The organism is Murimonas intestini (assembly GCF_024622195.1).
GTDB classification, from domain to species: domain Bacteria; phylum Bacillota; class Clostridia; order Lachnospirales; family Lachnospiraceae; genus Murimonas; species Murimonas intestini.
Genome location: NZ_JANKBI010000001.1, coordinates 280,079 through 305,864, shown reverse-complemented (window position 1 = coordinate 305,864; position 25,786 = coordinate 280,079). Strand labels below are relative to the sequence as shown.

General features: G+C 42.3%; 26 protein-coding genes. 23 read left to right on the top strand and 3 right to left on the bottom strand.

The window, feature by feature from the left end:
- The first annotated feature begins 134 nt into the window (after nt 1-134).
- The 11 genes from NSB28_RS01470 to NSB28_RS01420 all read left to right on the top strand — a co-directional run bounded on the left by NSB28_RS01470 (nt 135) and on the right by NSB28_RS01420 (nt 11,904).
- Entirely contained in the window at nt 135-839 is a 705-nt protein-coding gene (locus NSB28_RS01470) for a response regulator transcription factor (RefSeq protein WP_109624536.1), read from the top strand.
- Nucleotides 840-2,252 carry a sensor histidine kinase gene (locus NSB28_RS01465; protein WP_109624537.1) on the top strand — a complete coding sequence of 471 codons (1,413 nt, stop codon included), beginning with the start codon at nt 840-842 and terminating at the stop codon, nt 2,250-2,252.
- Between the two features lie 103 nt (nt 2,253-2,355).
- Entirely contained in the window at nt 2,356-2,727 is a 372-nt protein-coding gene (locus tag NSB28_RS01460; RefSeq protein WP_109624538.1) for an FMN-binding protein, read from the top strand.
- A gap of 22 nt (nt 2,728-2,749) precedes the next feature.
- The gene (locus tag NSB28_RS01455) at nt 2,750-5,224 is read left to right on the top strand and encodes an ABC transporter permease (protein ID WP_257497448.1); all 2,475 of its coding nucleotides are present in this window, start codon (nt 2,750-2,752) and stop codon (nt 5,222-5,224) included.
- A 14-nt stretch (nt 5,225-5,238) separates the two neighbouring features.
- Nucleotides 5,239-5,925, top strand: a complete 687-nt coding sequence (locus NSB28_RS01450; protein ID WP_109624540.1) for an ABC transporter ATP-binding protein — start codon at nt 5,239-5,241, stop codon at nt 5,923-5,925.
- 228 nt (nt 5,926-6,153) lie between these two features.
- On the top strand, nt 6,154-6,708 hold the full coding sequence (locus NSB28_RS01445) for a TetR/AcrR family transcriptional regulator (RefSeq protein ID WP_109624541.1): 555 nt from the start codon (nt 6,154-6,156) through the stop codon (nt 6,706-6,708).
- A gap of 190 nt (nt 6,709-6,898) precedes the next feature.
- Complete coding sequence (locus NSB28_RS01440) at nt 6,899-7,327, top strand: hypothetical protein (RefSeq protein WP_109624542.1); 429 nt, start codon at nt 6,899-6,901, stop codon at nt 7,325-7,327.
- Complete coding sequence (gene ftsH, locus NSB28_RS01435; RefSeq protein WP_109624543.1) at nt 7,324-9,150, top strand: ATP-dependent zinc metalloprotease FtsH; 1,827 nt, start codon at nt 7,324-7,326, stop codon at nt 9,148-9,150. The genes NSB28_RS01440 and ftsH overlap by 4 nt, the downstream gene beginning before the upstream one ends.
- On the top strand, nt 9,147-9,686 hold the full coding sequence (locus NSB28_RS01430) for an HdeD family acid-resistance protein (RefSeq protein WP_109624544.1): 540 nt from the start codon (nt 9,147-9,149) through the stop codon (nt 9,684-9,686). Before ftsH ends, NSB28_RS01430 begins: the two co-directional genes overlap by 4 nt.
- Nucleotides 9,687-9,839: 153 nt before the next feature.
- A complete protein-coding gene (locus NSB28_RS01425) occupies nt 9,840-10,544 on the top strand; it encodes a response regulator transcription factor (RefSeq protein ID WP_109624545.1) in 705 nt (234 codons plus the stop codon).
- A 133-nt stretch (nt 10,545-10,677) separates the two neighbouring features.
- Complete coding sequence (locus NSB28_RS01420) at nt 10,678-11,904, top strand: HAMP domain-containing sensor histidine kinase (protein WP_257497383.1); 1,227 nt, start codon at nt 10,678-10,680, stop codon at nt 11,902-11,904.
- Here NSB28_RS01420 and NSB28_RS01415 read toward each other — a convergent pair.
- Nucleotides 11,901-12,038 (bottom strand): hypothetical protein, encoded by a 138-nt coding sequence (locus NSB28_RS01415; RefSeq protein WP_257497382.1) that lies wholly within the window; start codon nt 12,036-12,038, stop codon nt 11,901-11,903. The genes NSB28_RS01420 and NSB28_RS01415 overlap by 4 nt on opposite strands.
- Nucleotides 12,039-12,087: 49 nt before the next feature.
- Between NSB28_RS01415 and NSB28_RS01410 the strand changes: the two genes are divergently transcribed.
- The 7 genes from NSB28_RS01410 to NSB28_RS01380 all read left to right on the top strand — a co-directional run bounded on the left by NSB28_RS01410 (nt 12,088) and on the right by NSB28_RS01380 (nt 19,098).
- Nucleotides 12,088-13,386: an FtsX-like permease family protein gene (locus NSB28_RS01410; protein WP_257497381.1), complete on the top strand. Its 1,299-nt coding sequence runs from the start codon at nt 12,088-12,090 to the stop codon at nt 13,384-13,386.
- A 16-nt stretch (nt 13,387-13,402) separates the two neighbouring features.
- The gene (locus tag NSB28_RS01405; protein ID WP_109624548.1) at nt 13,403-14,755 is read left to right on the top strand and encodes an FtsX-like permease family protein; all 1,353 of its coding nucleotides are present in this window, start codon (nt 13,403-13,405) and stop codon (nt 14,753-14,755) included.
- A 17-nt stretch (nt 14,756-14,772) separates the two neighbouring features.
- Nucleotides 14,773-15,393 carry an ABC transporter ATP-binding protein gene (locus NSB28_RS01400; protein ID WP_276538567.1) on the top strand — a complete coding sequence of 207 codons (621 nt, stop codon included), beginning with the start codon at nt 14,773-14,775 and terminating at the stop codon, nt 15,391-15,393.
- Between the two features lie 164 nt (nt 15,394-15,557).
- Nucleotides 15,558-16,289 (top strand): MurR/RpiR family transcriptional regulator, encoded by a 732-nt coding sequence (locus tag NSB28_RS01395; protein WP_109624549.1) that lies wholly within the window; start codon nt 15,558-15,560, stop codon nt 16,287-16,289.
- Nucleotides 16,290-16,401: 112 nt separating this feature from the next.
- Nucleotides 16,402-17,007: a sugar O-acetyltransferase gene (locus NSB28_RS01390; RefSeq protein WP_109624550.1), complete on the top strand. Its 606-nt coding sequence runs from the start codon at nt 16,402-16,404 to the stop codon at nt 17,005-17,007.
- Nucleotides 17,000-17,638, top strand: a complete 639-nt coding sequence (locus NSB28_RS01385) for an HAD family hydrolase (protein ID WP_109624551.1) — start codon at nt 17,000-17,002, stop codon at nt 17,636-17,638. The genes NSB28_RS01390 and NSB28_RS01385 overlap by 8 nt, the downstream gene beginning before the upstream one ends.
- 326 nt (nt 17,639-17,964) lie before the next feature.
- The gene (locus NSB28_RS01380) at nt 17,965-19,098 is read left to right on the top strand and encodes a GGDEF domain-containing protein (RefSeq protein ID WP_109624552.1); all 1,134 of its coding nucleotides are present in this window, start codon (nt 17,965-17,967) and stop codon (nt 19,096-19,098) included.
- A 22-nt stretch (nt 19,099-19,120) separates the two neighbouring features.
- On the opposite strand, the gene NSB28_RS01375 is transcribed toward NSB28_RS01380, so the two are convergent.
- A complete protein-coding gene (locus NSB28_RS01375) occupies nt 19,121-20,032 on the bottom strand; it encodes a helix-turn-helix transcriptional regulator (RefSeq protein WP_109624553.1) in 912 nt (303 codons plus the stop codon).
- Nucleotides 20,033-20,212: 180 nt separating this feature from the next.
- On the opposite strand from NSB28_RS01375, the gene NSB28_RS01370 reads away from it, so the two are divergent.
- From NSB28_RS01370 to NSB28_RS01350, 5 genes are all read left to right on the top strand, one after another.
- Nucleotides 20,213-20,665: a GNAT family N-acetyltransferase gene (locus tag NSB28_RS01370; protein ID WP_109624554.1), complete on the top strand. Its 453-nt coding sequence runs from the start codon at nt 20,213-20,215 to the stop codon at nt 20,663-20,665.
- A gap of 120 nt (nt 20,666-20,785) precedes the next feature.
- Nucleotides 20,786-23,122: a ferrous iron transport protein B gene (gene feoB / locus NSB28_RS01365; RefSeq protein ID WP_109624555.1), complete on the top strand. Its 2,337-nt coding sequence runs from the start codon at nt 20,786-20,788 to the stop codon at nt 23,120-23,122.
- 33 nt (nt 23,123-23,155) lie between these two features.
- The gene (locus NSB28_RS01360; protein ID WP_109624556.1) at nt 23,156-23,512 is read left to right on the top strand and encodes a winged helix-turn-helix transcriptional regulator; all 357 of its coding nucleotides are present in this window, start codon (nt 23,156-23,158) and stop codon (nt 23,510-23,512) included.
- 82 nt (nt 23,513-23,594) lie between these two features.
- A complete protein-coding gene (locus tag NSB28_RS01355) occupies nt 23,595-24,011 on the top strand; it encodes a pyridoxamine 5'-phosphate oxidase family protein (protein WP_109624818.1) in 417 nt (138 codons plus the stop codon).
- Between the two features lie 111 nt (nt 24,012-24,122).
- On the top strand, nt 24,123-24,917 hold the full coding sequence (locus tag NSB28_RS01350) for a class I SAM-dependent methyltransferase (protein ID WP_109624557.1): 795 nt from the start codon (nt 24,123-24,125) through the stop codon (nt 24,915-24,917).
- A 51-nt stretch (nt 24,918-24,968) separates the two neighbouring features.
- Here the strand turns inward: NSB28_RS01350 and NSB28_RS01345 are convergent, their stop codons facing one another.
- Complete coding sequence (locus tag NSB28_RS01345) at nt 24,969-25,754, bottom strand: nuclear transport factor 2 family protein (RefSeq protein WP_109624558.1); 786 nt, start codon at nt 25,752-25,754, stop codon at nt 24,969-24,971.
- Nucleotides 25,755-25,786 lie beyond the last annotated feature (32 nt).

The following is a 25,786-nucleotide window of genomic DNA, read 5'->3' as shown; positions in this document are numbered from 1 at the left end:
TGGCTGGCGATATGTCATTTGCCTTTATCATAGTATTGATAGTAATAGAGCATATTATTTGCAGTCTGTCTGTTGCTATCATTCGTAAGCCCGTATATAATATATTACAGGAAAAAGAAAAGGCGGTGCGGTCAATGGATAGTAAAATATTGTTAGTAGATGATGAAAAAGACATTGTTGAATTAATAGAAGAAGTTTTGCGTCAAGATAGTTTTGAAAATATCAAGAAAGTGTACACAGGCATGGACGCTGTTCAGGTATGCCGCGAGTATCAGCCAGATGTGATTGTTTTGGATATCATGCTGCCGGACATTGACGGTATTGAGGTTTGCAAGCAAATACGGGAGTTCTCTTTTTGCTCAATCCTATTCCTTTCCTCAAAGAATGATGATATTGACAAGATACTGGGATTGTCCTGCGGCGGCGACGATTATATCACAAAACCATTTAGCCCACGGGAGATCGTCTATCGTATCAAGGCGCAGCTGCGCCGCCAACAATATCAGTCTGCCATACGGACAGACGCAAAAGGACTGCTGACTGTTGGAGGGCTTGTGCTTGATAAAGAAAGCAGCCGGATTTATAAAAGTGGAAAGGAAATCGACTTGACTGGGCGGGAATTCCTTTTGTTGTCTTATCTTATGGAAAACGCAGATAAGATTATCAGCAAGGACCGGTTATATGAACAGGTGTGGGGTGAATACAGCAGCATTTGTGACAATACAATCATGGTGCATATCCGCCATATTCGGGAAAAAATTGAGGATACCCCGTCAAGCCCGAAACAGCTGATTACAATAAAAGGTTTGGGCTATAAGCTAAAGAAAAGGACTGATTAAATGAAGCAATCCGGCTACCGCACTACTTTTCATATATACTCGATATTTTTCGTGTCGCTGTTGGGGACGCTCCTTGCAGCGTGCTGCCTTTTTGCCATGCTCATCACTATATCAACCCCAAATGGTAAAAATGTCCGCAGCGATTGGGCTAAAAATTTTACTTTGGATTTTTCGGACTGCATTATCTTTGTGGACGGAAGCCCCACAGTAAAACAGACAGGCATAGAACAACTGCGGGATAACCACATCGGACTGCAAATCCTGGATACCGCCGGAAATGAAGTATACGCGTGCCAAAGGCCGGACAATGCACAGGACTATTACTCCAATACTGACCTTTTACAGCTTAATCAGATAGGACACATTGCTACAGAAGAAATGACCTCATTTGTTGGCATAGTAACGGAGGGTGAAAAGGACTATGCTTATATTCTTTACTTCCCTTTGAATATTCAAAAAGTAACCATGTACTTGAATGGTGAACGTTTTACAGGCGGGAAACGGCTTGTTTTCTTAACGACTGGCATTTTATTAACAGCAGTTATTTTTATAGGATTGGCTTATGGATTTTTCATGACAAAAACTATCCGCAGATTAATGATGTCCATTGGGGATATTTCGGGACGCTGTTATTTTCCTTTCAAGGCGAAAGGTGCATTTAGCGACCTGTATAACAGCCTGAATGAATTGGACGCGGAAGTAAAGGCTAGTGACAAACTGCGTGAAGAAACGGAAAGTCTGCGCCGGGAATGGATTTCTAACATTACACATGACCTAAAGACCCCGTTATCCCCCATTAAAGGTTACGCAGAAATCTTGCATGATGAAACAGAGAAAACACCGGTGCAATGTAAACGGTATGCGGGTATTATGCTGAAAAATGCGGAATACATGGAAAATCTGATCGACGACTTAAAATTAACATGGCAATTAGAAAACGGTATGCTTCCAGTAAACAGAAAGGAACAGAACATTGTCCGCTTCTTGCGGGAGCTGTCTATAGATATTCTAAACCGTCCCGAATATGAAAACCGCACCATATTATTTGAGTGTATGGAAGAAACAGCACTTTTATCATTTGACGAAAAACTTTTCACAAGGGTGTTTCAAAATTTAATTATTAATGCTTTTGTACATGGCGAAAAAAATACAGAAGTAACTGTACAAATTTCAACTTCTGAAAGCGAAGTTGGCATAACCATATCAGACAATGGAAATGGAATGAGCGAGGCAGAAACAGAACGATTATTTGAGCGATATTACAGGGGGACAGATACAGAGAGCAGAACCGAGGGGACAGGCTTAGGTCTTGCGATTGCAAAAAGCATTGTAGAGCTACACGGCGGTACAATTTCTGTTTCCAGTACCCCCGGCGTTGGGACTTCTTTTTTTATCCATTTTCCCGGCAATTAAGGTTAATTAAGGCAGAATAAAAATTAGATTAAGGTTGACTGTTTACTATGTTAAAGGTAGTGACGGTCAGCCTTTTTTCTGTTTGCAGAAGAGGAGGTGGAACATGAAAAAGAAAAAGGTGCTTTCATTCTTAGCAACGATATTGACTACCGCCCTTGTGTGCTTCGCGGTCTTTGCAATACTGCTGCGCCCGCAGACGTTGGAAATTGGCATGGTGGACTTAAATACGGTTACAGACGGCGAATATATCGGCGTTTGTCAAAACAAGATTTTAATAGCCGTTGTCAGGGTCTGCGTAGAAAACCATGAAATAACGGGTATTGAAATTTTGGAACATAAGGCTTCTTACAGGGGGCAGGCTGAAACAATCGCCGGAAAAGTATGCGCCGAACAAACATTAGAGGTTGACGCTGTATCGGGCGCGACGCTTACCAGTGATACCGTTCTGAAAGCAATTGAAAATGCGTTGAAATGACGCATGGAAAGTAGGTGTGAATTTGAAAATTATTCTAAAGTATATCTTAACAAACGTAAAAGAGCGCAAAGCAAGAACTTTCGTTATGCTTCTTTCAATTCTGTTGTCTGCTATGCTGCTGTTCGTGTCTTTTTCAATCGGCGTGTCCTATGAAAGCGCACAACAGAAAATGGCGCGCGGAATGGCGGGGAGTGCAACTGTTTCAGTTCAAAGTGTGGAGGCTGGTGTCCATGCAGACGATATTCCTGAACTGCCTGACATAAAGACAAAAGCGGGAATTGTAGAAGGAACTTCCCTTTACCATGAAAACGGATACTATGAAACAGTTGACCTATTGGCGGCTGATATGGAAGCGTTAAATCAAATCAATAAACCACGTCTGCTTGGCGGCGAAGTTACCGCTTTTTCCGGCAATCAGGTTATCTTGCCGGATAGGTTTACATCAAAATACGGTATAGAAAAAGGCGACACTGTTACCTTACAGATAAACGGCTCATCGGTGGATTTTGAAGTGGCGGAAATTGCAGCTTATGATACGGTTTTCCTGCGCCACACAAGAGGCGCGACAGCACTTTTGCCTTTGGAAACCTTAAAAGAAATTTTAGACTGGGACGACGGTTATAGCAAAATTCTGATTGAACCTGCCGAACCCACCGCCACAGGTAATTTAATTTCTGAATTACAAAGTACGCTTGATAACGGGCAATACAGGGTATCAGAGGTTGTCAATGAAGCGCAGATAGCTGCCGACGCAAGACAGAAATCCATGCCGTTTTTCCTTATCAGCTTCTTTTCGCTGACTATGAGCATTTTTATCATTTACAGCAGTTACAAAGTCATTACGTTAGACCGCTTACCGATCATCGGCACTTTCCGCAGTATTGGCGCGACGGAAAAGACCGTAACCCGTATTCTGCTTTTGGAAAGTCTGTTTTACGGCTGCACAGGCGGGCTGATTGGTATTCCTATGGGTATGATCGTATTAAAAGTCATTTTGCAGGGAATGGGCAAATCATTATCGCAGGGAATAGAAATCCCCGTTGTAATTTCTGTCCCCGGCGTTTTCCTATCTTTTGCTGTTGCTGTAATTGTATCTTTGCTTTCCGCATGGCTGCCTGTCCGCAAGGCGAGCCGGCTGCCGATAAAAGATGTTGTCTTAGGTACAGTGGAAGAAAAGCGTGTCCCCCGCCCTTTAATTGTCGGAACAGGAGTTGTGCTGTTTATCGTGTCTGTACTATTGCCGCATTTTGCGTCCGGCACGATGCTTTATCTTGCAGGTGGCTTTTCCCTGTTAGGTCTGATTGCCGCCACTATCTTTGTGATACCGATTTTCACAAATATAGCAAGCGCAGTATTAGAGCGTTTCTACGGTGTGATAGCCGGAAATGAGGGTAAGATTGCTGCCCGCAACATGAAAGACAATCGGAACATCACACAAAACATTACACTGCTGTTTATCAGCATATCCGCAATCATTGCAATCAGCGTTGTCGGAAATTTTGTGACGACCTATATCAGCGACGTTTTTCATGGCGCCAAGCTTCAAGGTTTTGCAGATGGACGTATGCAGCCAGAATTTGTGGAACAGGTAGAAGAAATGGAGGGCATTGAAAAAGTGCTGCCCCTCTATGTGATTAACGGCAAAATACAGACAGAGGGTGTGACTTTTTCACGTTTAGAGGGTACCAAAGATTTAGAGCTCTATAATTCCATGCTGGCTCTTAGCTATGCAGATCTGAGTATGCAGGAGCAAGCCGTAGCCGCCTTTCAAGCAGGAGAACGTGCAATCGTTTTGAGTGAGGACAGCTTGAAACAAACTGGATTTTCCGTTGGGGACGAAATCAGCCTGTCAAATGGGGAGAGCGAAAATAATTATGTGATTATCGGCAGCTTCAAATCAAGGGCAACCGATGTGGAAACCATTATTCCTGCTGCCTATGCAACTTCTGATTTTGGGGCGGAAGCCTATGACTTTTTAGCTTATACGGCCGCAGACCCCGACGCAATCATGGTACAGATACGGGCTTTGTTCGGGGACACCTCAAATTGGAGCCGTACCGTAGATGAATTTAATGCTGACGCATTATCTACTGTTGGCGCATTTTTAGAACCTATGCACAGCATGACTTATTTTATCCTGTTGCTTGCGGCTGTCGGCGTTATCAATAATCTTTTGATTAATTATATCCAAAAGCGGCGCACCATTGCCATGTACAAATCCATTGGATTAAGTAACCGTCAGAACGGGAAAATGACATTGATAGAGGGATTTTCTTCGGGGCTTATTGGCGCAATGATTTCTATTTTTGTTTCTTATATGGAAATACAGACGATTTTTCTTGTGGCGGGCCCCAAAATTTCAATGGTTCCAGAACTGGATGCCTGGACATTTCTGAAAGCGGGGCTTTTAGGAATTCTCGTCACCCTGCTTGGTTCCATAGTACCGATTATCAAAAGCCGCAGCATGAAACTGGTAGAAGAAATCAAATTTGAATAGGGAGGGATTGCTAAATGAACGGATTAGCAGAAAAAGTTGCCATTGAGGGCAAAAATATAGTCAAGGATTTTCAACTTGGCGGCACTAAAACAAGAGTGTTGAAAAGCATATCACTGAAAGTTGCTCAGGGTGAATTTGTTTCTATCATGGGACAGTCCGGCTCTGGAAAAAGTACGCTGCTTTATATTCTTGGCGGGCTTGATATGCCTACAAGCGGCTCTGTCTTTATGAACGGCATGGATATTTCAAAATTCAATGATGAAAAAATGAGCCGGATAAGACGGCAGAACATAGGATTTGTTTTCCAGTTTTACAATCTTATCCCCAATTTGAATGTAGAGGAAAATATCATGCTTCCGCTTTTATTGGACGAAAAGAAAATGCGTGACTATAAAAAACCGCTGAAAGATATTTTAGAGGTAGTCGGTTTATCTGATAAACGAAAACATACCCCCCGTGAACTGTCAGGAGGACAGCAACAACGTGTTGCGATCGCCCGAGCATTGATTGGAAACCCTGAAATTCTATTTGCGGACGAGCCGACGGGAAATCTTGACAGCCGCACCGGAACAGAAATCATGAGTCTGCTGCAGCGGATCAACAGGGAACGGAGACAGACGATTATCATGGTTACTCATTCATCGGAGGCGGCAAAAAGCAGCAACCGTATCATTACAGTGAGTGACGGACTAATAACATAAACAATTTACTATCATTTCGAAGGAACAGGTATATTTATATTATCCTAAATGTGATATAATTCCTAAGTGGAATTCTCTATTTCTGATGGAGTATGATCTCTTTCATTCAGATATTTATAAAATCACACTTTGGAACGGTTAATCTGTATTTTTTATTGACTACATAATTATGGTGCTGGGGACAAAAGATCTTTTGCCCCCGGGCATCATTATCTTAGGAGACTGTATATGCCCGTGGACATGAAAAAGCTGATCGCAGAGGCGGTTCATACGCTTCTGATCGAAAAGAAAGTCAAGAAACTGACTGTAAAAGATATTGTAGAGGAGTGCCATATTACCAGGCAGTCCTTCTATTATCATTTTGAGGACATACCGGACCTGCTTCGCTGGATTCTGGAACAGAGTAAAGAAGAATTCATGCGGGAAGCCAGGAACCAGAGAGAGGCGGAGTCGGCTCTCAGATATTTTTTCCTTATGGCGATCAATGCACTGCCATATATTAAAAAGACGGTTCAGTCCAATTATGGTGACGAGATTGAACGGCTTATGGAACAGCAGACCTACCGATTGTTTGAACAGCTTATAGAGGAAAATAATTTATACCAGGGCTGCAGCAGATTTGAGCTGAAGCTGGTTATACGGTATCACAGTCAGGCCATTATCGGGATCCTCAGGGAGTGGACGGAGGAAGACACGAAAAATCTGGATCAGATTGTCCATGGTGTGTATCTTCTGATGACGGGCGGTATCTCCCCAACTAAAACAGCAGATGCAGAAAAGTAATATATTGGATATTTATGTTTGACATTTTTTCCAGAGTGTAAAGATACTTTACACTCTGGATTTTTTGTCTATACACGGCTTTACTTTTGGCAGTTGATGCAGACCAGCAGTGTGGATAAAATAAAATCAGGGTTTGGATGACGGACCGGCATCTGATAAATCTAATAAAATAAAGAAAGGAGCCCCTGATATGACACAAGAATTTTTGTCTGTAAAGCTTTGTGAACTGGATAATAAGATTGGCCAGGTACATAACCGGATCCACTTAAGTGAATCTGCAGATCATGCCCAAATACTGGCAGAAGTAGAAGCCCTTCAAAAGGAGTGTGTCAAAAATGAAATTGCTCTCCGCAATAAGCTGCGTTTTTCAAAAGCTCATGTTGTAGGCAGTCTTGCGGAGTCCTGTGATAGGGTGGAAGAGTTTTTTCAGGAGAAAAATTTTGAAAATCCTGCTTCAGATCATTGGGGTGACACATTTTCGGCTGAAGAAAAAGTCCTTCTTGCGGAATATGCACTGGATTTTGCCATGCAGGCTGCTGATAATGCTCTGCTGATCTCGCTGAAGGCCATGGACGCACAGATGACGCTGCTGGAAAAGGAAGGAGAAAGAATACTATGAAAGAAGTAAAAACCCCAAAGAAGCCGCTCATTTATTACTATGGAATCGTCCTGCTGATCTTGTTCCTCTTTAATGTTATTGTGTCCCCGCTTCTTATGCAGAAGCAGGTGCAGGAAATTGATTACGGAACTTTTATGGGGATGATAGAGAGTAAAAATATCGGGCAGGTAGAAATTGACGATTCGCAAATTATTTTTACGGATAAAGAAAACACGGTGATCTACAAAACCGGCGTTATGAACGACCCTACCCTGGCAGAACGGCTGTATGAATCCGGGGCAAAGTTTGAAAAAAATATTGAACAGAAAATGTCGCCTGTCTTAAGTTTCCTGTTGACATTTATTCTTCCAATGGTGATTTTTATTGGCCTTGGACAGTATATGAGCAAGAAAATGCTGCAGCAGATGGGCGGCAAGGACTCCATGGCTTTTGGAATGGGGAAGAGCAATGCAAAAGTTTATGTGCAGTCCACACAAGGTATACATTTTAGTGATGTGGCAGGAGAGGATGAGGCCAAAGAGAGCCTGGCCGAGATCGTGGATTACCTGCATAATACAAAGAAATACACAGATGCAGGCGCTTCCATGCCTAAGGGCCTCCTTCTTGTAGGACCTCCGGGTACAGGTAAAACCATGTTGGCGAAAGCCGTGGCCGGTGAAGCTGGCGTCCCGTTTTTTGCAATCTCAGGTTCTGAATTTGTTGAGATGTTTGTAGGCATGGGTGCTTCAAAAGTGCGTGATTTGTTTAAACAGGCCAAAGAAAAAGCGCCTTGTATTGTATTTATTGATGAGATAGATGCCATTGGAAAAAAGCGTGACGGACAGATAGGCGGAAACGATGAGAGGGAGCAGACATTAAACCAGCTTCTCACTGAAATGGACGGCTTTGAAGGAAATAACGGAGTGATCATTCTGGCCGCTACTAACAGGCCGGAATCTCTGGACCCTGCACTGACGCGTCCCGGACGTTTCGACAGGCGTGTTCCCGTGGAATTGCCGGATCTGCTGGGCCGTGAGGCAATCTTAAAAGTCCATGCAAAGAAGATCAAGGTTGCTGATGATGTCAACTTCCATACTATCGCCCGCATGGCATCAGGGGCTTCCGGCGCCGAATTGGCCAATATTATTAATGAGGCAGCGCTCAGCGCCGTGCGTGCTGGCCGGACAATAGTAAACCAGGCGGATTTAGAGGAGAGTATTGAGACAGTTATTGCCGGATACCAAAAGAAAAATTCAGTCCTTTCCGACCATGAGAAAAAGGTTGTGGCATATCATGAAATCGGCCATGCCTTGGCAGCTGCCATGCAGAGCCATTCGGCTCCGGTTCAGAAAATCACCATCATCCCCCGGACTTCCGGCGCATTGGGGTACACTATGCAGGTAGAAGAAGGTGACAAGTATCTGATGACCCAGAAGGAAATAGAGAACAAGATCGTTACCTTTACAGGAGGGCGTGCAGCGGAAGAGATCGTGTTTGGTGAGATTACTACCGGCGCTTCCAATGACATAGAACAGGCGACTAAGCTGGCAAGGGCCATGATCACCCGTTACGGCATGAGTGAAGAATTCGATATGGTGGCGATGGAAACGGTAACTAACCAGTATTTAGGCGGGGACACTTCTCTGACATGTTCCGCGAACACGCAAAAAGAGATAGATAAAAAGGTTGTGGAGCTGGTAAAAAAACAGCATGAAAAAGCAAGGAAGATTCTTTCAGAGAACAGAGAAAAGCTGGATGAACTGGCTCAGTTCCTTTACGAGAGAGAAACAATAAACGGCGAAGAATTTATGGAAATCTTAAACCAGGGAGGTGCAAACCAATGAGAAAACGTTCTGCTTTTGGCTGGCTAGAGCTGATAATTGGGATTATAATGGTCTTTCTTGGAGTTTTTATCTTTGTTCGTCCGGAAACAGCATTGACGGGGATTGTGATCCTCTACGGCATAATAGCTGTTGTCATGGGAATCACTGATATTATGTTCTATGTAAAAATGGAACGGTATACAGGATTTGGCCCTGCTGTCTCTCTGATTTCCGGTATTTTCAGCGTCATGGCAGGTATTATGCTTCTGGTATATCCCAGTGCAGGGAAATGGATCCTGGTACTTCTCCTGCCTATCTGGTTTATAGCACACTGTATCTCCAGACTGTCACATTTGAGTATCATCCGGATTATGGCAGGAAGTTTCTTTTACTATTTTACTCTTATCATGAACATAATAGGAATTATTGTGGGGTGCATGATGATCATTAATCCTGTTATATCTCTTTTTACGGCAGGATTTCTGATCGGTATCTACTTTATCTTGTCCGGAATCGACAGCATTGTAATGGCAGTCAGTAAGATAGGTTTACGTTAAAGAAAACTTGATGTGGTAATGAGCCGGGGAACAATTTGTCCGATCGACAGATTGTTCCCCGGCTTTTCTATTCTTTAAAGCAGTTTCCAGTCGAATATATATGTGATCCATGATATACTTTTTATATGCTTTTAATTATATGAGGAGGTTTTTATGGGGAATTGCGAATTAACTATACTAATTGTTGAGGATGATGAAAGCATCAGGAATATATTGAAATCCTTTATTAAACAACACGGATATAATATAATAACTGCTAATGATGGGATTGACGGATATCATAAATTCAGGGAAGCTTCTCCGGATCTGGTGATTTTAGACATCATGATGCCGAGAATGAATGGTTACGACTTATTGAGTAAAATCAGAGGCTCGTCCGATGTCCCTGTCATACTGTTAACAGCCCTGGGAAAAGAAAAGGACCAGTCTCACGGCTTTGATCTGGAGGCGGATGATTATATCATAAAGCCTTTTTCCTATCCCATACTTATGAAAAGAATTGAAGCAATCTTTAGAAGAAATAAGAAGATAAACACAGTAGATAAAAATACGGCTTTGATCTTCGGCGATCTGAGGGTGGAGACAGCAAGAGCTGAAATTTATTATAAAGAGGAACAGATAAAGTTTACACCGAAAGAATATGAACTGATCAAATTTATGCTGGAACATAAAAATCAGGTGTTCACACGCACACATCTGCTGGATATCCTATGGGGAGAGGACTATTATGGGAATGAGAAAGTTGTCGACAACCATATCAAAAACATCAGGAAAAAATTGGATATGGAACTTATTGAAACAGTCTGGGGCATGGGTTATAAGATTGCCGGTCGAAATCAGGAAGCACCTAAGCGTTAAATTATTCCTCCAGCTTTTTTGTATTTTATCGCTCACAAGTGTTGCCATTGTGGGGGTGGTCCAACACTATTTACCACTCCGTTATATTGAAAAAATATCCGCTGATTTAAGCACTGAAACAGATAAATTAATCATGACTTTAGAAGGTGTACCTGAATCGGAGATAGAAGATTATATAATGGCGTTCTGTCTGGAAAACGGTACTGAAGCGCAGCTTTATGATGATAAGCAGAATGATATTTACTGTGTGGACTTATCGAAGAGTCTTCTGATTAAAGACGCCACCATCGGACAGGTGATCTCCTGGGATTTCATGAATTCAAATAAGCTCTACCGCCTGGATATCTCCATTTCCCACACGGGAGGGGCTGATATTGTAAACACGATCAAAAGTTTGTATCCGTTGATTCTCAGTGTCATATTCGCAGCGTCAATGGTGATAGCTCTCATTTATTCGAGGTTTATTGCGAAACCCATTGTAGATATCAGTAAAATAGCGAAACGCATGACTACCCTTGACATGACATGGCAATGCAGGGTCAGGAGAACGGATGAGATCGGTATGCTCGCTGACAGCTTAAATAAAATGTCCAGACAGCTTTCATCCACCCTTGAAGATTTGAAAACATCGAATACTATACTGCAGGATAAAATGAATAAAGAGCGGGAACAGATTCAGCAGCGCTCTGATTTATTCATGGCGATTTCCCATGAATTAAAAACACCGCTCACCATATTAAAAGGGGAAACAGAAGGAATGTTGATGAATCTGGAGCCTTTCGATAACAGAGATAGGTATCTGCTCCATTCCTTACAGGTGATTGAGACCATGGAAAAATTAGTGCAGGATATTTTAACAACTGCCCAGCTTCAAACTCATAAAAAACTGCTCCATCTCTCTGTCTGCGATATTCAAAGCTTAGTCTTAGATGCTATTGAAAAGGAGAGGGATTTCATTGAAATCAGGAAAATAAACCTGCAGTATAAGCTCGCTGAGAATCTCTGTGTTACATTAGACAGAGAGCTATTTACCAAGATCGTTATCAATTTAATAAATAACGGCATTGTGCATTCTAAAGAGAATTCCAGTGTTTTTATTGAGATGTGCCGTTCTGGAAATAATTGCATTCTCACCATTGAAAATACAAATGCCCATATCCCCGAGGATGAGATCCCTCATATCTTTCAGCCGTTTTATCAGATTGATAAGTCACACTCCGGCACGGGAAACGGAATCGGCTTATACATCGTGAAAACATTTCTCGATGAACTGGGATTTGAATATGACATCGTCAATAGGGAAAACAGTGTGGTGTTTACCATCATCATGCCGCTCACAGAAGAAGCAGAGCCCTCTTAAGTTGTAAAAATCTCAAAGCTGTATTTCCGTGGGACAATTCTTCCTATGCCCTGTCTTTGACCAAGTAAGACTTCATTATTTTTTACCGGCGCTTCAATGCCGGTAATTTTTTTTGGAATCCATACTTTTTCCATACTTTTTACTGCTATCCTTATCTTATCAAAGATAAAGGAGCTGATTTTTATGAATCTCTTTACACTCTCAATGAAATACCTGTTACACAAGACAAACCGGATGTTTCTTATAATATTCACCTTCTTGATCGTGAATACATTGATTTTTTCAATGATATCCATTTACCATTCGGCAAACAATGCGATTTCTCAAATGGCCCCGGAGGAACAAAATTATTTTTCCATTTCTTCAGAATATGATTACGATTCTGCAGTGGTGATATCAGAGGGCAGTACCATCAGTATGCTGACAGCACCATTTCCTATCACCCAGGAGGTATTGGAAAAAATCAGAGAAACGGAATACATCGAAGAATACGCATACCAATATCAAGTAATAACACCTGCAGTTTCAGATTTAAATGGAACCCCGCTCAAAATGGTCAGCCCTGAAGGAACAAAAGACATTGAAGATTCCAGCTGGTTTTCTTATGTCCGCGGTGTCTCGGATTCTAAGCTGCTGTATGATGACACTATAACGCTTAGGGAAGGGGAGCATATAGAAAGCAGCTCACGGCTGTCGGCCCTCATCAGCACAGAATACGCTGATCTGAACCACCTAAGCGTTGGCGATAAACTGCGGTTAACTGCGGAAGGCAGTTCCGTTGATGATGCCGTGGCGCCAGACAGTGCTGATGTAACAATTATTGGGTTATTTGAACCTAAATTTTTAAACAGCGGAGACAAAGTGCAGCCGTATGAACTGGCCTCAAATGATATCTTTATAGATTTTCATACAGCTTCTGTTTTAGATCCCTATGATTTTGGCATGACATACGCCAAATTTTATGTGTCCGGTTCCGGTGTACGCAGTGATGTTATAAAGAGCGTGAAAAACCTGGAAATCAATTGGGACCACTATAGTTTAATTGATGGTTTTAATGAAACCGTGGTGGACAGTGATTCCATTAAAAAGATCGCCGGCTTATTTTTACTGCTGACTGGATTCACCATACTGATCAGCTTATTCGTCATCACAATGATCTTAATACTGCAGGCAAGAGAACGCATTTCCGAGGTGGGAATTTTCTTGTCCCTGGGAGTGAGCAAACGGCGGATCATGTTGCAGCATTTCGTGGAAATCCTGCTGCCTGCATTACTATCCCTGCTTTTGTCACCCTTCATCAGTTCTTTTATTTTGAAGGCCCAGGATTATATACAAATAGGAGCCAATTCACTTCAACCCCAGGTTTCCGTTATCGCAGCCGTTCTTTTGATAAATTTGTGTTTGATCATAACTGCCACTTATGTATCCTGCTTCCAGCTACTTAACATGAAGCCGGGGGACATATTCGTCAAATTGAGTTAGTAGGAGGGGAATTATTATGAGCCCGGTCAAACGAGCATTTCACTATTTCACACGCAAAATAACTCACAGTATAATAATGGTCCTTACATTGACAGCAATATTTATTTTAATTTTGACAGTGCTCTCGGCCACCGCCGCTGGGAAAAATTATATTCATCAGATAAAATTAAGTTTCAGCAAAAATATAACCCTGTCCTCCTACCGTTCAACTGATGTTCTCACCTGTGAAAATATTAAAAAGATTGCTGACACTCTCGGCGCTGTTAATTATAAGTGTCTTTCTAACACTCTGCCGGCGGAGCTGTTAAATGAGGCTGGAAAACCACTGGACGTTTACTTAAAAAAGGATATTCTGGTGAGTGCAGGCTTTGAACATGCAGGAACGGTACGAAGCAACTCTTCCTCTGAACAGGACGAATTGTTCGCTGATGGTACGTTTGAGCTGACCGAAGGAAGACATCTTAATAAAAATGACGGAGGGAAGGCATTGATCCATAGAAATTTGGCAGAAGCTAACGGCTTATCTGTGGGTGATATTATCGGACTGGATTTTCCGGGGGAAATCGTTGAGGATCTTTCCGGAGATTATGACACGGAAAATATGGATTTAAAGGGGAGCAATGTGCAGATCGTTGGAATTTTTCAGACAGCGCAGCCTGCGGAAGAAGCTTCCGGACTGGAATTATCCCATTTACTCTGTGAGAATAGCTGCTTTATCGATATGAACACATATTCTTCTTTTTTTAGATCAGATGGGAGCACTTTTTTTCATAAAGTGACTTTTACAATTTCTAACTCCGCAGAATTAGAAAATGCTGTAAACACCATCCAGAACCTGGATTGGATCGATTGGTCCGCCTGCAGTATCTGGTCCGATATTGATGTTTATGGCCCGGCCATTGATGCACTTTCTTCTTTAAATGATTTATTAGAAACAGGACTTTTGTTAATTCTGCTTGTCTGCCTGTTGATTTTAATTATTATCATTTCTTATGGGGTGAAGAGGAGAAAGAAGGAAACAGGTATTTTATTAGCTCTTGGCATTACCCCTAATTCCATCGTATTACAGCATATCATCGAGGCTCTGCTTTCCACGGTTACGGCCATCCTCTTGTCCATAATTTTAAGCGGAGGCATCGTAAAGAGCGGGAGTGATTACCTGATAAATACAACTGTAAATCAAGCAAATGAAAACGGCGATGCATCCCATAATGATCCTGGTATTTTGAAAACAAACCCCGTGTTCACACTCGCCAGTACAACAATTTACAGTGCAGCCCTTTTAGAAACCGCTTTAGTGACTATATCAGCTATCGCGGTAAGTGTTCCATTTATGCGCAAGAAACCAAATGAACTCATTAAAATTTAAATTTGGAGGTTATCTCTATGTTAGAGCTTAAAAATATTAATTTCTCATATAATCGAAATTCTTTCGTGTTAAAGAATTTAAATGCAGCCTTTTTGCCCGGAAAAGTTTATGCTATTTTAGGCGCTTCAGGCTGTGGAAAGACTACACTGCTCTCTATTCTGGGCGGGCTGGACATTCCAGATGAGGGCTCTGTTCTCTTAAATGGCAGACCAATAAATGAAAAAGAGCTCCCTGACTACAGGCGGAAAGAAGTGGCTTTTATTTTTCAAAATTTCAACCTTATCGATTACCTGACTGCCGAAGAAAATTTAAATCTCATTTCTACATTGGATGCACTTCCTGTATTGGAAAAGGTAGGGATCGATAAGAAGCTGGCGAAACAGAATGCTTTAAAGCTCTCCGGAGGCCAACAGCAGCGTGTAGCTGTTGCCAGAGCGTTGATTTCCGATGCCTCTGTCTTGCTGGCAGATGAACCTACGGGGAATCTGGATGTGGCAAACGCAGACGCCGTCACGAAATTATTAGTCAACTATGCGCACAATTTAGAGGATAAATGCGTGATCATTGTCACTCATTCAGCGGATGTGGCCAATCAGGCAGATGTGGTGTTAAAACTGGAAGGCGGGATATTAAAGTAACCAGTATGTTTTGCGGGTGCCACATTGTTTGTCTGATTTACAGTAAGGAAAAATATGATATACTGATATATAAAATACCGGCATGTAAGGCGATAACGATGTTTATTTAAATCTCAAAGCGGTGGGAGAGTGTATCGTATTTTCAGGACAGGAGGTTTCGGGCAATGGTAAATACAGAATTATTCAGGTATGACATAATTCAAAAGTTTAATGAGACTGAGATCATGCTCTATAAATATATGATTTCTAATGCAGAAAAAATACCATATATGACGATCAGGGAGCTTGCGGCAGATGTTAATATGTCAACTTCTACCATTATAAGATTTTGTAACAGACTGGATTGCGCGAGCTATAATGATTTCAAGGAACAATTTGGCAGATATATAAAAGAAAGTGCCGGTATCACTCCGGGTTTTGATCTTAAACAATTATTGCATTACTTCCAGGGAACTACAACATGTGCATTCGAAAATAAAATACAGGAAGGAGTCAGGCTGATACGGGAAGCAGAGATGGTTATCTTTGCCGGTCTGGGCTCATCCGGGGCCCTGGCCAGATATGGTGCCAGATACTTTTCAAACTTTGGGAAATTTTCTGTTGGCCTGGAGGATGTCTTATATCCTCTTATGGAAACTTCATTTCCGAAAACATCTGTGATCGCATTGTCTGTCAGCGGAGAGACAACAGAACTTATAGAGACAATTCAGAAATTCCGGGCGCATGGCTGCAATATACTCAGCATCACCAATCACCCAAACTCAACAATTGCAAGGATATCTGACTGGAACATATCATACTGCTTAGAATCAGAGACTGTAAACGGCGGATTTAATGCAACATCTCAGGTCCCGGTGCTTTTTCTGATGGAAGCATTGGCCAGAAGGATCTTCTGATACACTTTAAGATCCCCAAAGCGTTTTTGCTGTGAAGCGCGGAGAAAAAAACATCCTGTTACTTGAATTAAAACAGGATGTTTTTTATAGTTATGTTATAGGAGGTATTCATATGACAGAATTAGAAAAATGTATGGCCGGAGAACTTTATAATTGCCACGACGAAGTGTTCCTGGGATTTAAGGAAAAGTCAAGGCAGCTGCTGTCAGTTTATAATGGCCTGCCCTACAGTCAAAAAGATCAGAAGCGTGAAATTTTACTTAAACTTTTCGGCAGTGTGGGAAGAAATGTCTCTGTAGGCACTCCATTTCTATGTGATTATGGAGGCAATATTTTTATTGGAAATAACGTATCCATAAATATGAACTGTACGTTTGTAGACTGCAACAGGATCAGGATCGGCAATAATGTAATGATCGCATCTAACGTTCAAATCTACACAGCAGCGCACCCGGTAGAACTGGAACAGCGTCTGACGCCGGATTGGACACCTGAAAGCGGGAAACATTTCTGTCAGACGTATGCTCTCCCGGTGACTATTGGTGACGGCTGCTGGATAGGCGGAGGCGTGATCATTCTTCCCGGAATAAAAATCGGTGAGGGCAGTGTGATCGGTGCGGGAAGTGTTGTTACGAAGAATATACCGGCTAATTCTGTTGCAGTTGGAAATCCGTGTAAGGTGATAAGAAAAATCAATGGAGAAGATGATCATGATTAAAATGGTTGGTTTTGATCTTGACGGCACCATATGCGATTCCATCCCAATGTGTATAGAAGCATTCGCGGAAGCGGCAGCTCCATATGCGGGCCATGAGCTTACAGAAAAAGAGATCATCAGTACATTCGGACTGAATGAAACAGGAATGATAAAGGCAGTCGTTAAAAATGGTTGGGAAGAAGCTCTGAACAGTTTTTATGAGAATTACAAAAATTTGCATGAGATGTGTTCTGCACCTTTCGATGGCATCTGCGAACTGATTGCCTGTCTGAAGCAGAATCAGATTATTGTGCCGCTGATTACAGGGAAAGGGGAAAAGAGCTGTAAGATCACACTAAAAAAACTGGGGCTTGAACAAATATTTGATGAAGTCCTGTATGGATCGGAGGAACGATTCAATAAAAGAGAGAATATACTTTATTTATTAGAAAAATACGCAGTTAAAAAAGAGGAATTTATATATATCGGAGACACTGTTCAAGATGCTGACGCCTGCAGCAGCATTGGAGTGACATGTCTTTTAGCTGCATGGGCCGAACTTGCGGATCCCGCCAGATTAAAAGCCCATAATCCTTATACTTTTGAATCAGTATTTGAACTGAAGAAATTTCTGGAGTTAAAAATCAAGTGACTATAATGTTACTATTCACACGTTACCGTTCCGCGAGGTGTTTTCGTGCGTATTTTGCACGAATATCCCGAGTTTTGCAGCGCGAAACGGCGTTTTTTGCCGTTTCTGTGCATCGCGGAGCGTGTTACTGGTCACGGAGTGAACAGTAACACTATAATACATTTTAAATATTTCATATGAAAAATGAGGTATGATTTGGAACAGATATCTGCTATAATCATAGCAGAGGTTCTGTCCGGAGTGCAGCAGCGCCTGAAATAGTTATCTATGGTGAAAGAAAGCGTAAAGCCCTATCCGGTATAAAAAGTATAAAGGAATAAAAGCAGATGAATTTAGAATTCCTAAAAAAGTTGAATTTTAACCGCCAGTTTGAAACGGAAGCTGAACGGGAAAGAGTACTAAAACATGCGGCAGCAGACAGTTTAGCCAGTGGTAAGAGAGCGGTTCCAACAATAATTTTTTTTGAGATCATAATGCTGGGGATGTGGTTTCTGCAGGGCGGATTTTTTAGCAGTATGGAGCATATAGCTTATTTTATAGCGTATACTTCTCTTTTGCTGTGCAGTGTGGCAGCTTATATTATACTAATAGCCGTGGGCAGGGATATTGAGCACAGATATCGATTACTTCAGGATTTGAGCGTGGTATATGATGCATTTATGGTGATATGGTCTGTCTATATCACAGCTATTGATGCCCATTACAACGGTAGTTTTTCCGGCATTGTTTTTATCACGATCCTTGTTATTGTGCCGGTTGTTTCATTTGTGAAACCAGTCTTTTATGTTATCTTTCATGTAGTTGGCTGCGGATTGGTACTTGCTATAATCAGTGTCTATATAAAGGATGACGTTTGGGCAAATATTATTAATTTTTCAGTGTTTGCCATTATTTCCCTGATCTCAAGCCTTACATATTATGGAGTCAGGATCAGTTCATATAAAAGGCAGGTCATGTTGGAGGATGCAGCCGAAAGAGATGTTCTTTCCGGACTCTATAACAGACAAAAACTGGGACGGATGTCACCTGTGATATGGAAGCGCTGTGTGGAGAAGGAGATGACTCTGACTTGTATTTTATGTGATATTGATGATTTTAAGCAGATAAATGACAATTATGGTCACTTTGTAGGAGATGAGTGGATCAAGACCGTGGCGGAGATTATGAAACAATCTGTGCACGATGATCTGTGTTTCCGCTATGGGGGCGAGGAATTTATAATGCTCCTTCCTGGTGAAGACCTGAAGGATGGCATTCATGTGGTGGAAATGATACAGGAGAAGCTGAAGATATTCCCCCAAAAGCCAGGAAACATTGATGTAACACTGAGCTTTGGCATATATGAGGGACTGCCTTCTGCGGAAGGAGACAACATCGAGAAGTTCTTCTCAAAAGCGGATGCGCTTATGTATCAGGCAAAACGAAATGGCAAAAACCAGTATTGTTCTGAGAGAGTATAAGTATAAACATAGCAGCAGATTCTTACGCCCGGTGATATTTTCGGTATTCTGTAGGCAATACGTGATAGTATTCTTTAAACACTGCTGTAAATTTACTTTGATTTCCGTAACCCACAGCATGTGCGATTCTGGCAATACTATCCTGGGTTTCGAGAAGCAGTCTGGCAGCCCGTTCCATCCGGTGTTCTCTTGTATGGGCAGCAATGGAATTTCCATAAACTGCTTTGAATACATTCTTTAAGGTAGTAGGATTCATCAGATACTGTTTGGCTAAAGAATCGATAGTAAAATGTTGGTCCATATGACAGGTGAGCTGTTCATGGATATTGCGGATGATCTCAACCTGACTGGACTGATAATCAGCTAAATGCTCATTGGCTGAGACGCTGCATTTGCCCAGGTACAGCAGAAGTTCCATTGTTTTTAATTTCTGGTAAGCCGGAAGAAAGGCTTGCGGCTGTTCGTAGAAACCTGAGAAAATAGATTCAGTCTGAGCATTTCCGGCAAAAGAAGTGAGGATGCCGTTTTTGCAAAATTTCTGAATCAAAAATTCTCCGGTGATTCCTGTGCCTGACAGCAGTTCAGGAGGTTCATGTGAAAGCATATCCAGGTCAATACAGAGTGTGAATCCTTCATAATACTTATTTGGCAGTGTTATGACAGAATGTGCACAAACATCCATTGTATGCAGGCTGTAATTACCTGGACCCAGGTATACATTGTTTCCGTTTTCCATTTTCCATCCCATACGTCCAGCCCTGCAATAATTGATTTCCAGAATATGTTTCAGAGGATCATGAGGCAGTGTAAGCTGATCGGTTTTGAGGATCAGGTAAGAAAGTTCTATTCCGCGGCAGAGACAGCATGTCTCCATTTGGCTTCCATCATGGAGCCGGGCAAGCCTCTGCTCAATCTCTTCTAAATTGTACTTCATTTTAATTCTCCTTTTGCTCTAAATAGAAATGATTTTAGCCCATTTGGCAGAGTGTGATGGTGAAGCATTGACTTGTATATTTATATGCATTATACTTCGGTCATCACAATTAAACAAGTATTTAAGTATAATCAGAAATCGATCATTCAGATTAACGTATTAAAGATTGGAGCAAAGATTATGAATTTACATTTTGAACCGGTTAGTCCGGAAAATAGAACTAAAGTGGAAGAATTGCAGATATTACCGGAGCAGGCTGGTTTTATTGAAAGTGTCAGGGAATGTATGGCTGAGGCTGATGAGTTTCAGGAGTGGAAACCGGTGGGGATATATGATGGTGATTTACTTGTGGGATTTGCTATGTATGGATATTTCAGCGACTCACAGACGGAGGGAGAGGTGTGGCTGGACCGTATCCTGATCGACAGGAGATACCAGAAAAAAGGGTATGGGAAAGCGGCTGTACTGGCCCTGTTAAAAAGGCTTCAGCTTGAATATGGCAATAAACAGATTTATTTGAGTGTATACGAAAATAATGAGGCAGCTGTTAACCTCTACCAGCAGACAGGTTTTCAATTTAATGGAAAACTTGATACAAAAGGTGAAAAAATCATGAGCTTTCAATCCAATTAGAAAGTTTTTTGGCCCAAATAGAAACAAGCGGTTATAACAGGTTGACTCTTTCATGAAGAACGGCTATTATAAGAATGGACAGAAGTTAGATGATGCTAACTGAATGAAAGGGTGATACAAATGACATTAAAAGATTTAAAAATCGGAAATACGGCAACGATCCTTTCCGTTGGAGGGAGCGGCGCCCTGCGTCAGCACTTCCTGGATATGGGATTGATCCAGGGGGCTGAAGTAACCGTAATGAAATATGCGCCTATGGGAGATCCCATAGAGCTTCGGATCCATGGGTATGAGCTGACCATCCGCCTGGAGGACGCAGAGAAGATCCAAATAGGCGATCCCCATGAGAGTAAGCCTGAAAATAAATCACGGCGAAAAAAAGCTATAGTCCCTCATCCGGGATACGGGGAGGGCGGGAAGTATCATAAACGCAAGACGGAAAACCCGCTTCCGGAGGGGACAGTCCTCACATTTGCTCTGGCAGGAAATCAGAACTGCGGCAAAACTACACTGTTTAACCAGCTGACAGGCTCAAACCAGCATGTGGGCAATTTCCCGGGTGTGACAGTTGACCGCAAAGACGGGGCGATACGGGGATATAACAATACTCAGATAACGGACCTGCCGGGAATCTATTCCATGTCCCCATACAGCAGTGAGGAGCTTGTAACACGTGAATTTCTGCTGGAGGAAAAACCAAAGGGGATTATCAATATTGTTGATGCAACTAATATTGAGCGAAACCTGTACTTGACCATGCAGCTGCTGGAGCTGCATATGCCCATGGTAGTCGCGCTGAATATGATGGATGAGCTGAGGGAAAATGGCGGTTCTGTGCTGGTAAATGAGCTGGAGGAACGCTTAGGCGTGCCGGTTGTTCCCATCTCCGCGGCAAAGGGGGAAGGGATCGATGAGCTTGTAAAGCATGCAATACATATTGCCAAGTATCAGGAGTGCCCCACAGACACAGATTACTGCGATGAATCCACAGGAGGTATCCACAGGGGGATCCATGCGGTAATGCATCTCATTGAGGATCATGCCAGAGCTGTGGATATTCCGGTGCGTTTTGCAGCAAGCAAAATCCTTGAAGGCGACAGCCAGATTCTGAAAAAACTGGACCTCACCAGGAATGAAATGGAAACCCTGGAACACATCTCCCGTCAGACAGAAGAAGAGACAGGACTTGACAGGGCATCAGCTATAGCTTCCATGCGTTTTGAGTACATACAGAAGGTCTGTGACGCCACTATTGTAAAGCCGGGGGAGAGCAGAGAACGTGCACGGAGCAGAAAAATGGACCGTATACTGACAGGAAAATATACAGGAATTCCAGCATTTATCGGGATCATGGCATTAGTGTTCTGGCTGACCTTCAGTGTGATAGGTGAGGGCCTTAAAAACCTGCTGGAGGCAGGGATCGTATCTCTGACTGATCTTACGGACAGGGCAATGACAGCAGCAGGAGTGAATGATGTACTGCGTTCCCTTGTAGTGGACGGAATATTTACAGGTGTGGGCGGAGTGATCAGCTTTCTGCCGATCATTGTCACTTTATTTTTCTTTTTATCGATTTTAGAAGACAGCGGCTATCTGGCCAGGGTAGCTTTTATTATGGACAAGCTGCTGCGTAAATTAGGATTATCAGGGCGCAGTATTGTCCCAATGCTGATCGGATTCGGATGTACAGTTCCTGGTGTGATGGCTAGCAGGACACTGCCGTCTGAGCGGGATCGGAAAATGACGATTTTGCTGACCCCATTTATGAGCTGTACTGCAAAACTTCCGATCTATGCATTTTTTACAGCCCTGTTTTTTCCAAAACACGGGGCATTAGTCATGATCGGACTGTATTTGTTTGGAATTGCGGCTGGAATCCTGATGGCTCTCATTTTCAAGAAGACGATGTTTCGGGGCGAGCCTGTCCCCTTTGTACTGGAACTGCCAAATTACAGGATGCCAGGCGCCAAAAACGTAGTCCGGCTGCTTTGGGATAAAGCCAGAGATTTCCTGCAAAGAGCCTGCACGATCATTTTCATAGCAGTCCTTGTAATCTGGTTTCTGCAGAGCTTTGACCTAAGATTTCATCTTGTAACAGATTCTAAGGACAGTATACTGGCTGCTGTGGCAGGATTTATCTCCCCGGTCTTTACACCGGCCGGTTTTGGTGACTGGCGGATATCCACAGCGCTGGTAACAGGGTTTATGGCAAAGGAAAGCGTTGTTTCTTCACTGACGGTACTGTTTGGAACAACAGAAGCCCTGCTGGGAACACTGACTACAGCAAGCGCGGCCTCTCTTCTTGTTTTCTGCTTACTGTATACTCCGTGTGTGGCAGCGGTGGCCTCTATAAAGCGGGAGTTGGGAGGAAAGTGGGCGCTGGCAGTTGTCTTTGGCCAGCTGGCAATTGCCTGGATCGCTGCGTTTGCAGTGTATCATATCGCCTTGCTTTTTTGACGCAATGCATTCAGAAGTTTTGGAGGTAATCACATGAAAGTGCGGGATACTTATACATGCCCACTGGAATTGACACATGATATTATTCGTGGAAAATGGAAGCCCATTATACTGTGGCAGTTAGGGAAGGGAGCCGCCTCCCTGTCAGCTCTGCAGAACGATATAGAGGGAATAGGGCAGAAAATGCTGCTGCAGCACCTGGGGGAATTACAGACTTTTGGGATGGTGCAAAAAGAACTGCAAGAGGGCTATCCTCTTAAAGTGGAATATTCCCTTACAGATAAAGGCAGACGGATGTTAAGCATTATCTCTGCCATGCAGGAGATTGGAATTGAATTGATGAAAGAGGATGGGAAGGAAGAATTTCTGAAAAATAAAGGATTGATATAGAAGCACACAAAAAAGTGTGTAATGTACAAACAAGCCTTTTACTGTTAGAATAAAACGAAAAACAGGAGAGACATTTATTATGATGAAAAATCCGGAGCAGACTATAGGTAATATTGCAGATAAATACAGTACCGTTTTTATCAGTTATGTTGATAATGAGGGGTTCCCCATCACAAAGGCAATGCTGAAGCCGAGGATACGGGAAGGGATAAAAGTATTTTGGTTTCATACGAATACATCATCAAACAAAGTTAAATTCTTTCGGGAAAACCCAAAAGCCAGTATTTATTTTGTAGATAAGCGTTTCTTTCGCGGAGTTAGTTTGATCGGAACAGTAGAAGTGTTAGAAACAAAGGAAGCTAAGGAAATGTTGTGGCAGGAAGGCGATACCATGTATTACAGGGAAGGAGTAACAGACCCCGATTACTGTGTACTGAAATTTACTGCTGTCAGAGGAAGATATTATAGTAATTTTCATTCAGAAGATTTTGAAATTTAATATGTTTAGGGATGTAGTTTTATGACATAATACCGGGTGTCATATGTTACAAGAAAAATTTGTATTGGTCTGGTAAGATGATTTCATACTTATCTCAAGGAGGAAATATAAATGAGTTATTTTCAAAAAAATAAAGAGGCGTGGGAAGAAGCGTTTGAGCACCGTCATCCCGGCTGGGGAGAGGCAAACCATGAGAGACTGGCAAATGAAGAACTTCCCTTTTTCTGCCCGGATATAGCAAAGGAATTACGGTCAATTGATTTTCAGGGTAAGACCATAGCCCAATTTTGCTGCAATAATGGGCGTGAATTATTATCCTTAATGGGGCTTGGTGCGAAAAAAGGAGTCGGTTTTGATATTGCAGAAAATATAATCATGCAGGCCGCAGATACAGCAAAAAAGGCAAGCATTGAAAATTGCGAATTTGTATCATGCAACATCTTGGATATTCCGGAGGAATATTATCACTCTTTTGATTTTGTTCTGTTCACCATCGGAGCGATTACCTGGTTTGAAGATTTAAATGAACTCTTTCAGAAAGTGTCTGACTGCTTAAAACCCGGCGGCATTTTGTTCATACATGACTTTCATCCGGTTATGAACATGCTGCCCATGCCGGGGGAACCTGAATTTGACGAACAGCATCTTAATCAGATTGCGTATTCTTATTTTAGAAAAGAACCGTGGATCGAGAACGAGGGAATGGGATATATGTCTGTGCAATATCCTTCAAAAACATTTACCAGTTTTTCACATACACTCTCATCCATTATTAATGCTGTCAGCGGCGTAAAGCTGCATATTCTCAAAATGAATGAGTATGATTACGATATCGGTTTATCAGAGGTGTATGATAAAAAGGGATTTCCATTATCGTATCTTTTGATTGCGGAGAAATTAGCCTGAATACTGCAGAATCAGGGCAGCGGTGCATAAAGACCGCTGCCCATTTTTCATTTATAATACTGGAACGGCATTCTGAAACGTAAGTGATTCAAAAATGATCTTTCCATCACGAATCCGCTGTGTAAGCACACCACACTGCTTTTTGCCTCTGTGCTGAAAGGCAGTGCAGCTCAGTTCTGCAACGGCTTCCTTCACAGTAATCTTAGCGGCAGGATCGGTAAAAGCATCAATTTCAGCACCGGCGTTTTGGACCAGCCCCTCACAGTAATGGCGGATCGCCTCTTTTCCTTCCAGGGGATGGTCACACAGATTGGTCAGTATGACTGCATCGTGAGCATAGCCGGAAATCAACGCCTCGATATTATGATCTTTTAAATTGGCAATGTGCCTGTCTGTAATCGCCTTTGCCTCTGTATTGGTTGGAAATGGATGTGCTTTTACACCCAGGGAGGGCATTCTGACAACCGTTTTCGCATAGCCGCTCACATAAACAGCCTTTCCGTTTTCCACCATATAGGTGAAAGAAGCGAAGTTAGAAAATGGCGGCATGGAGGCCACAAGGGTTATATAGTTTTCTGTACTTTGACGGTATAGAAAATTCAGTTTATCAACGGCATGTTCTATATCCATTCCCAGTTTGACTGCAAATGATAAAGAGTTGCGCATTATGCCGGTAAGTGTATCGTGTCCCATGGTACGGGTGCGGCCGTCCAGGCGGGTAATTGCAACCAGTTCCTCAGAATAATCGGACAATGCCTCGTCCAGATTTGAATTCTTTTTCATATTCATCATGGACTCAATATGATGTGTCATTAGTTCATCCGCAGTTCTTGACATTTAAGCTTCCTCCTTTGAATGCCTGATAATTA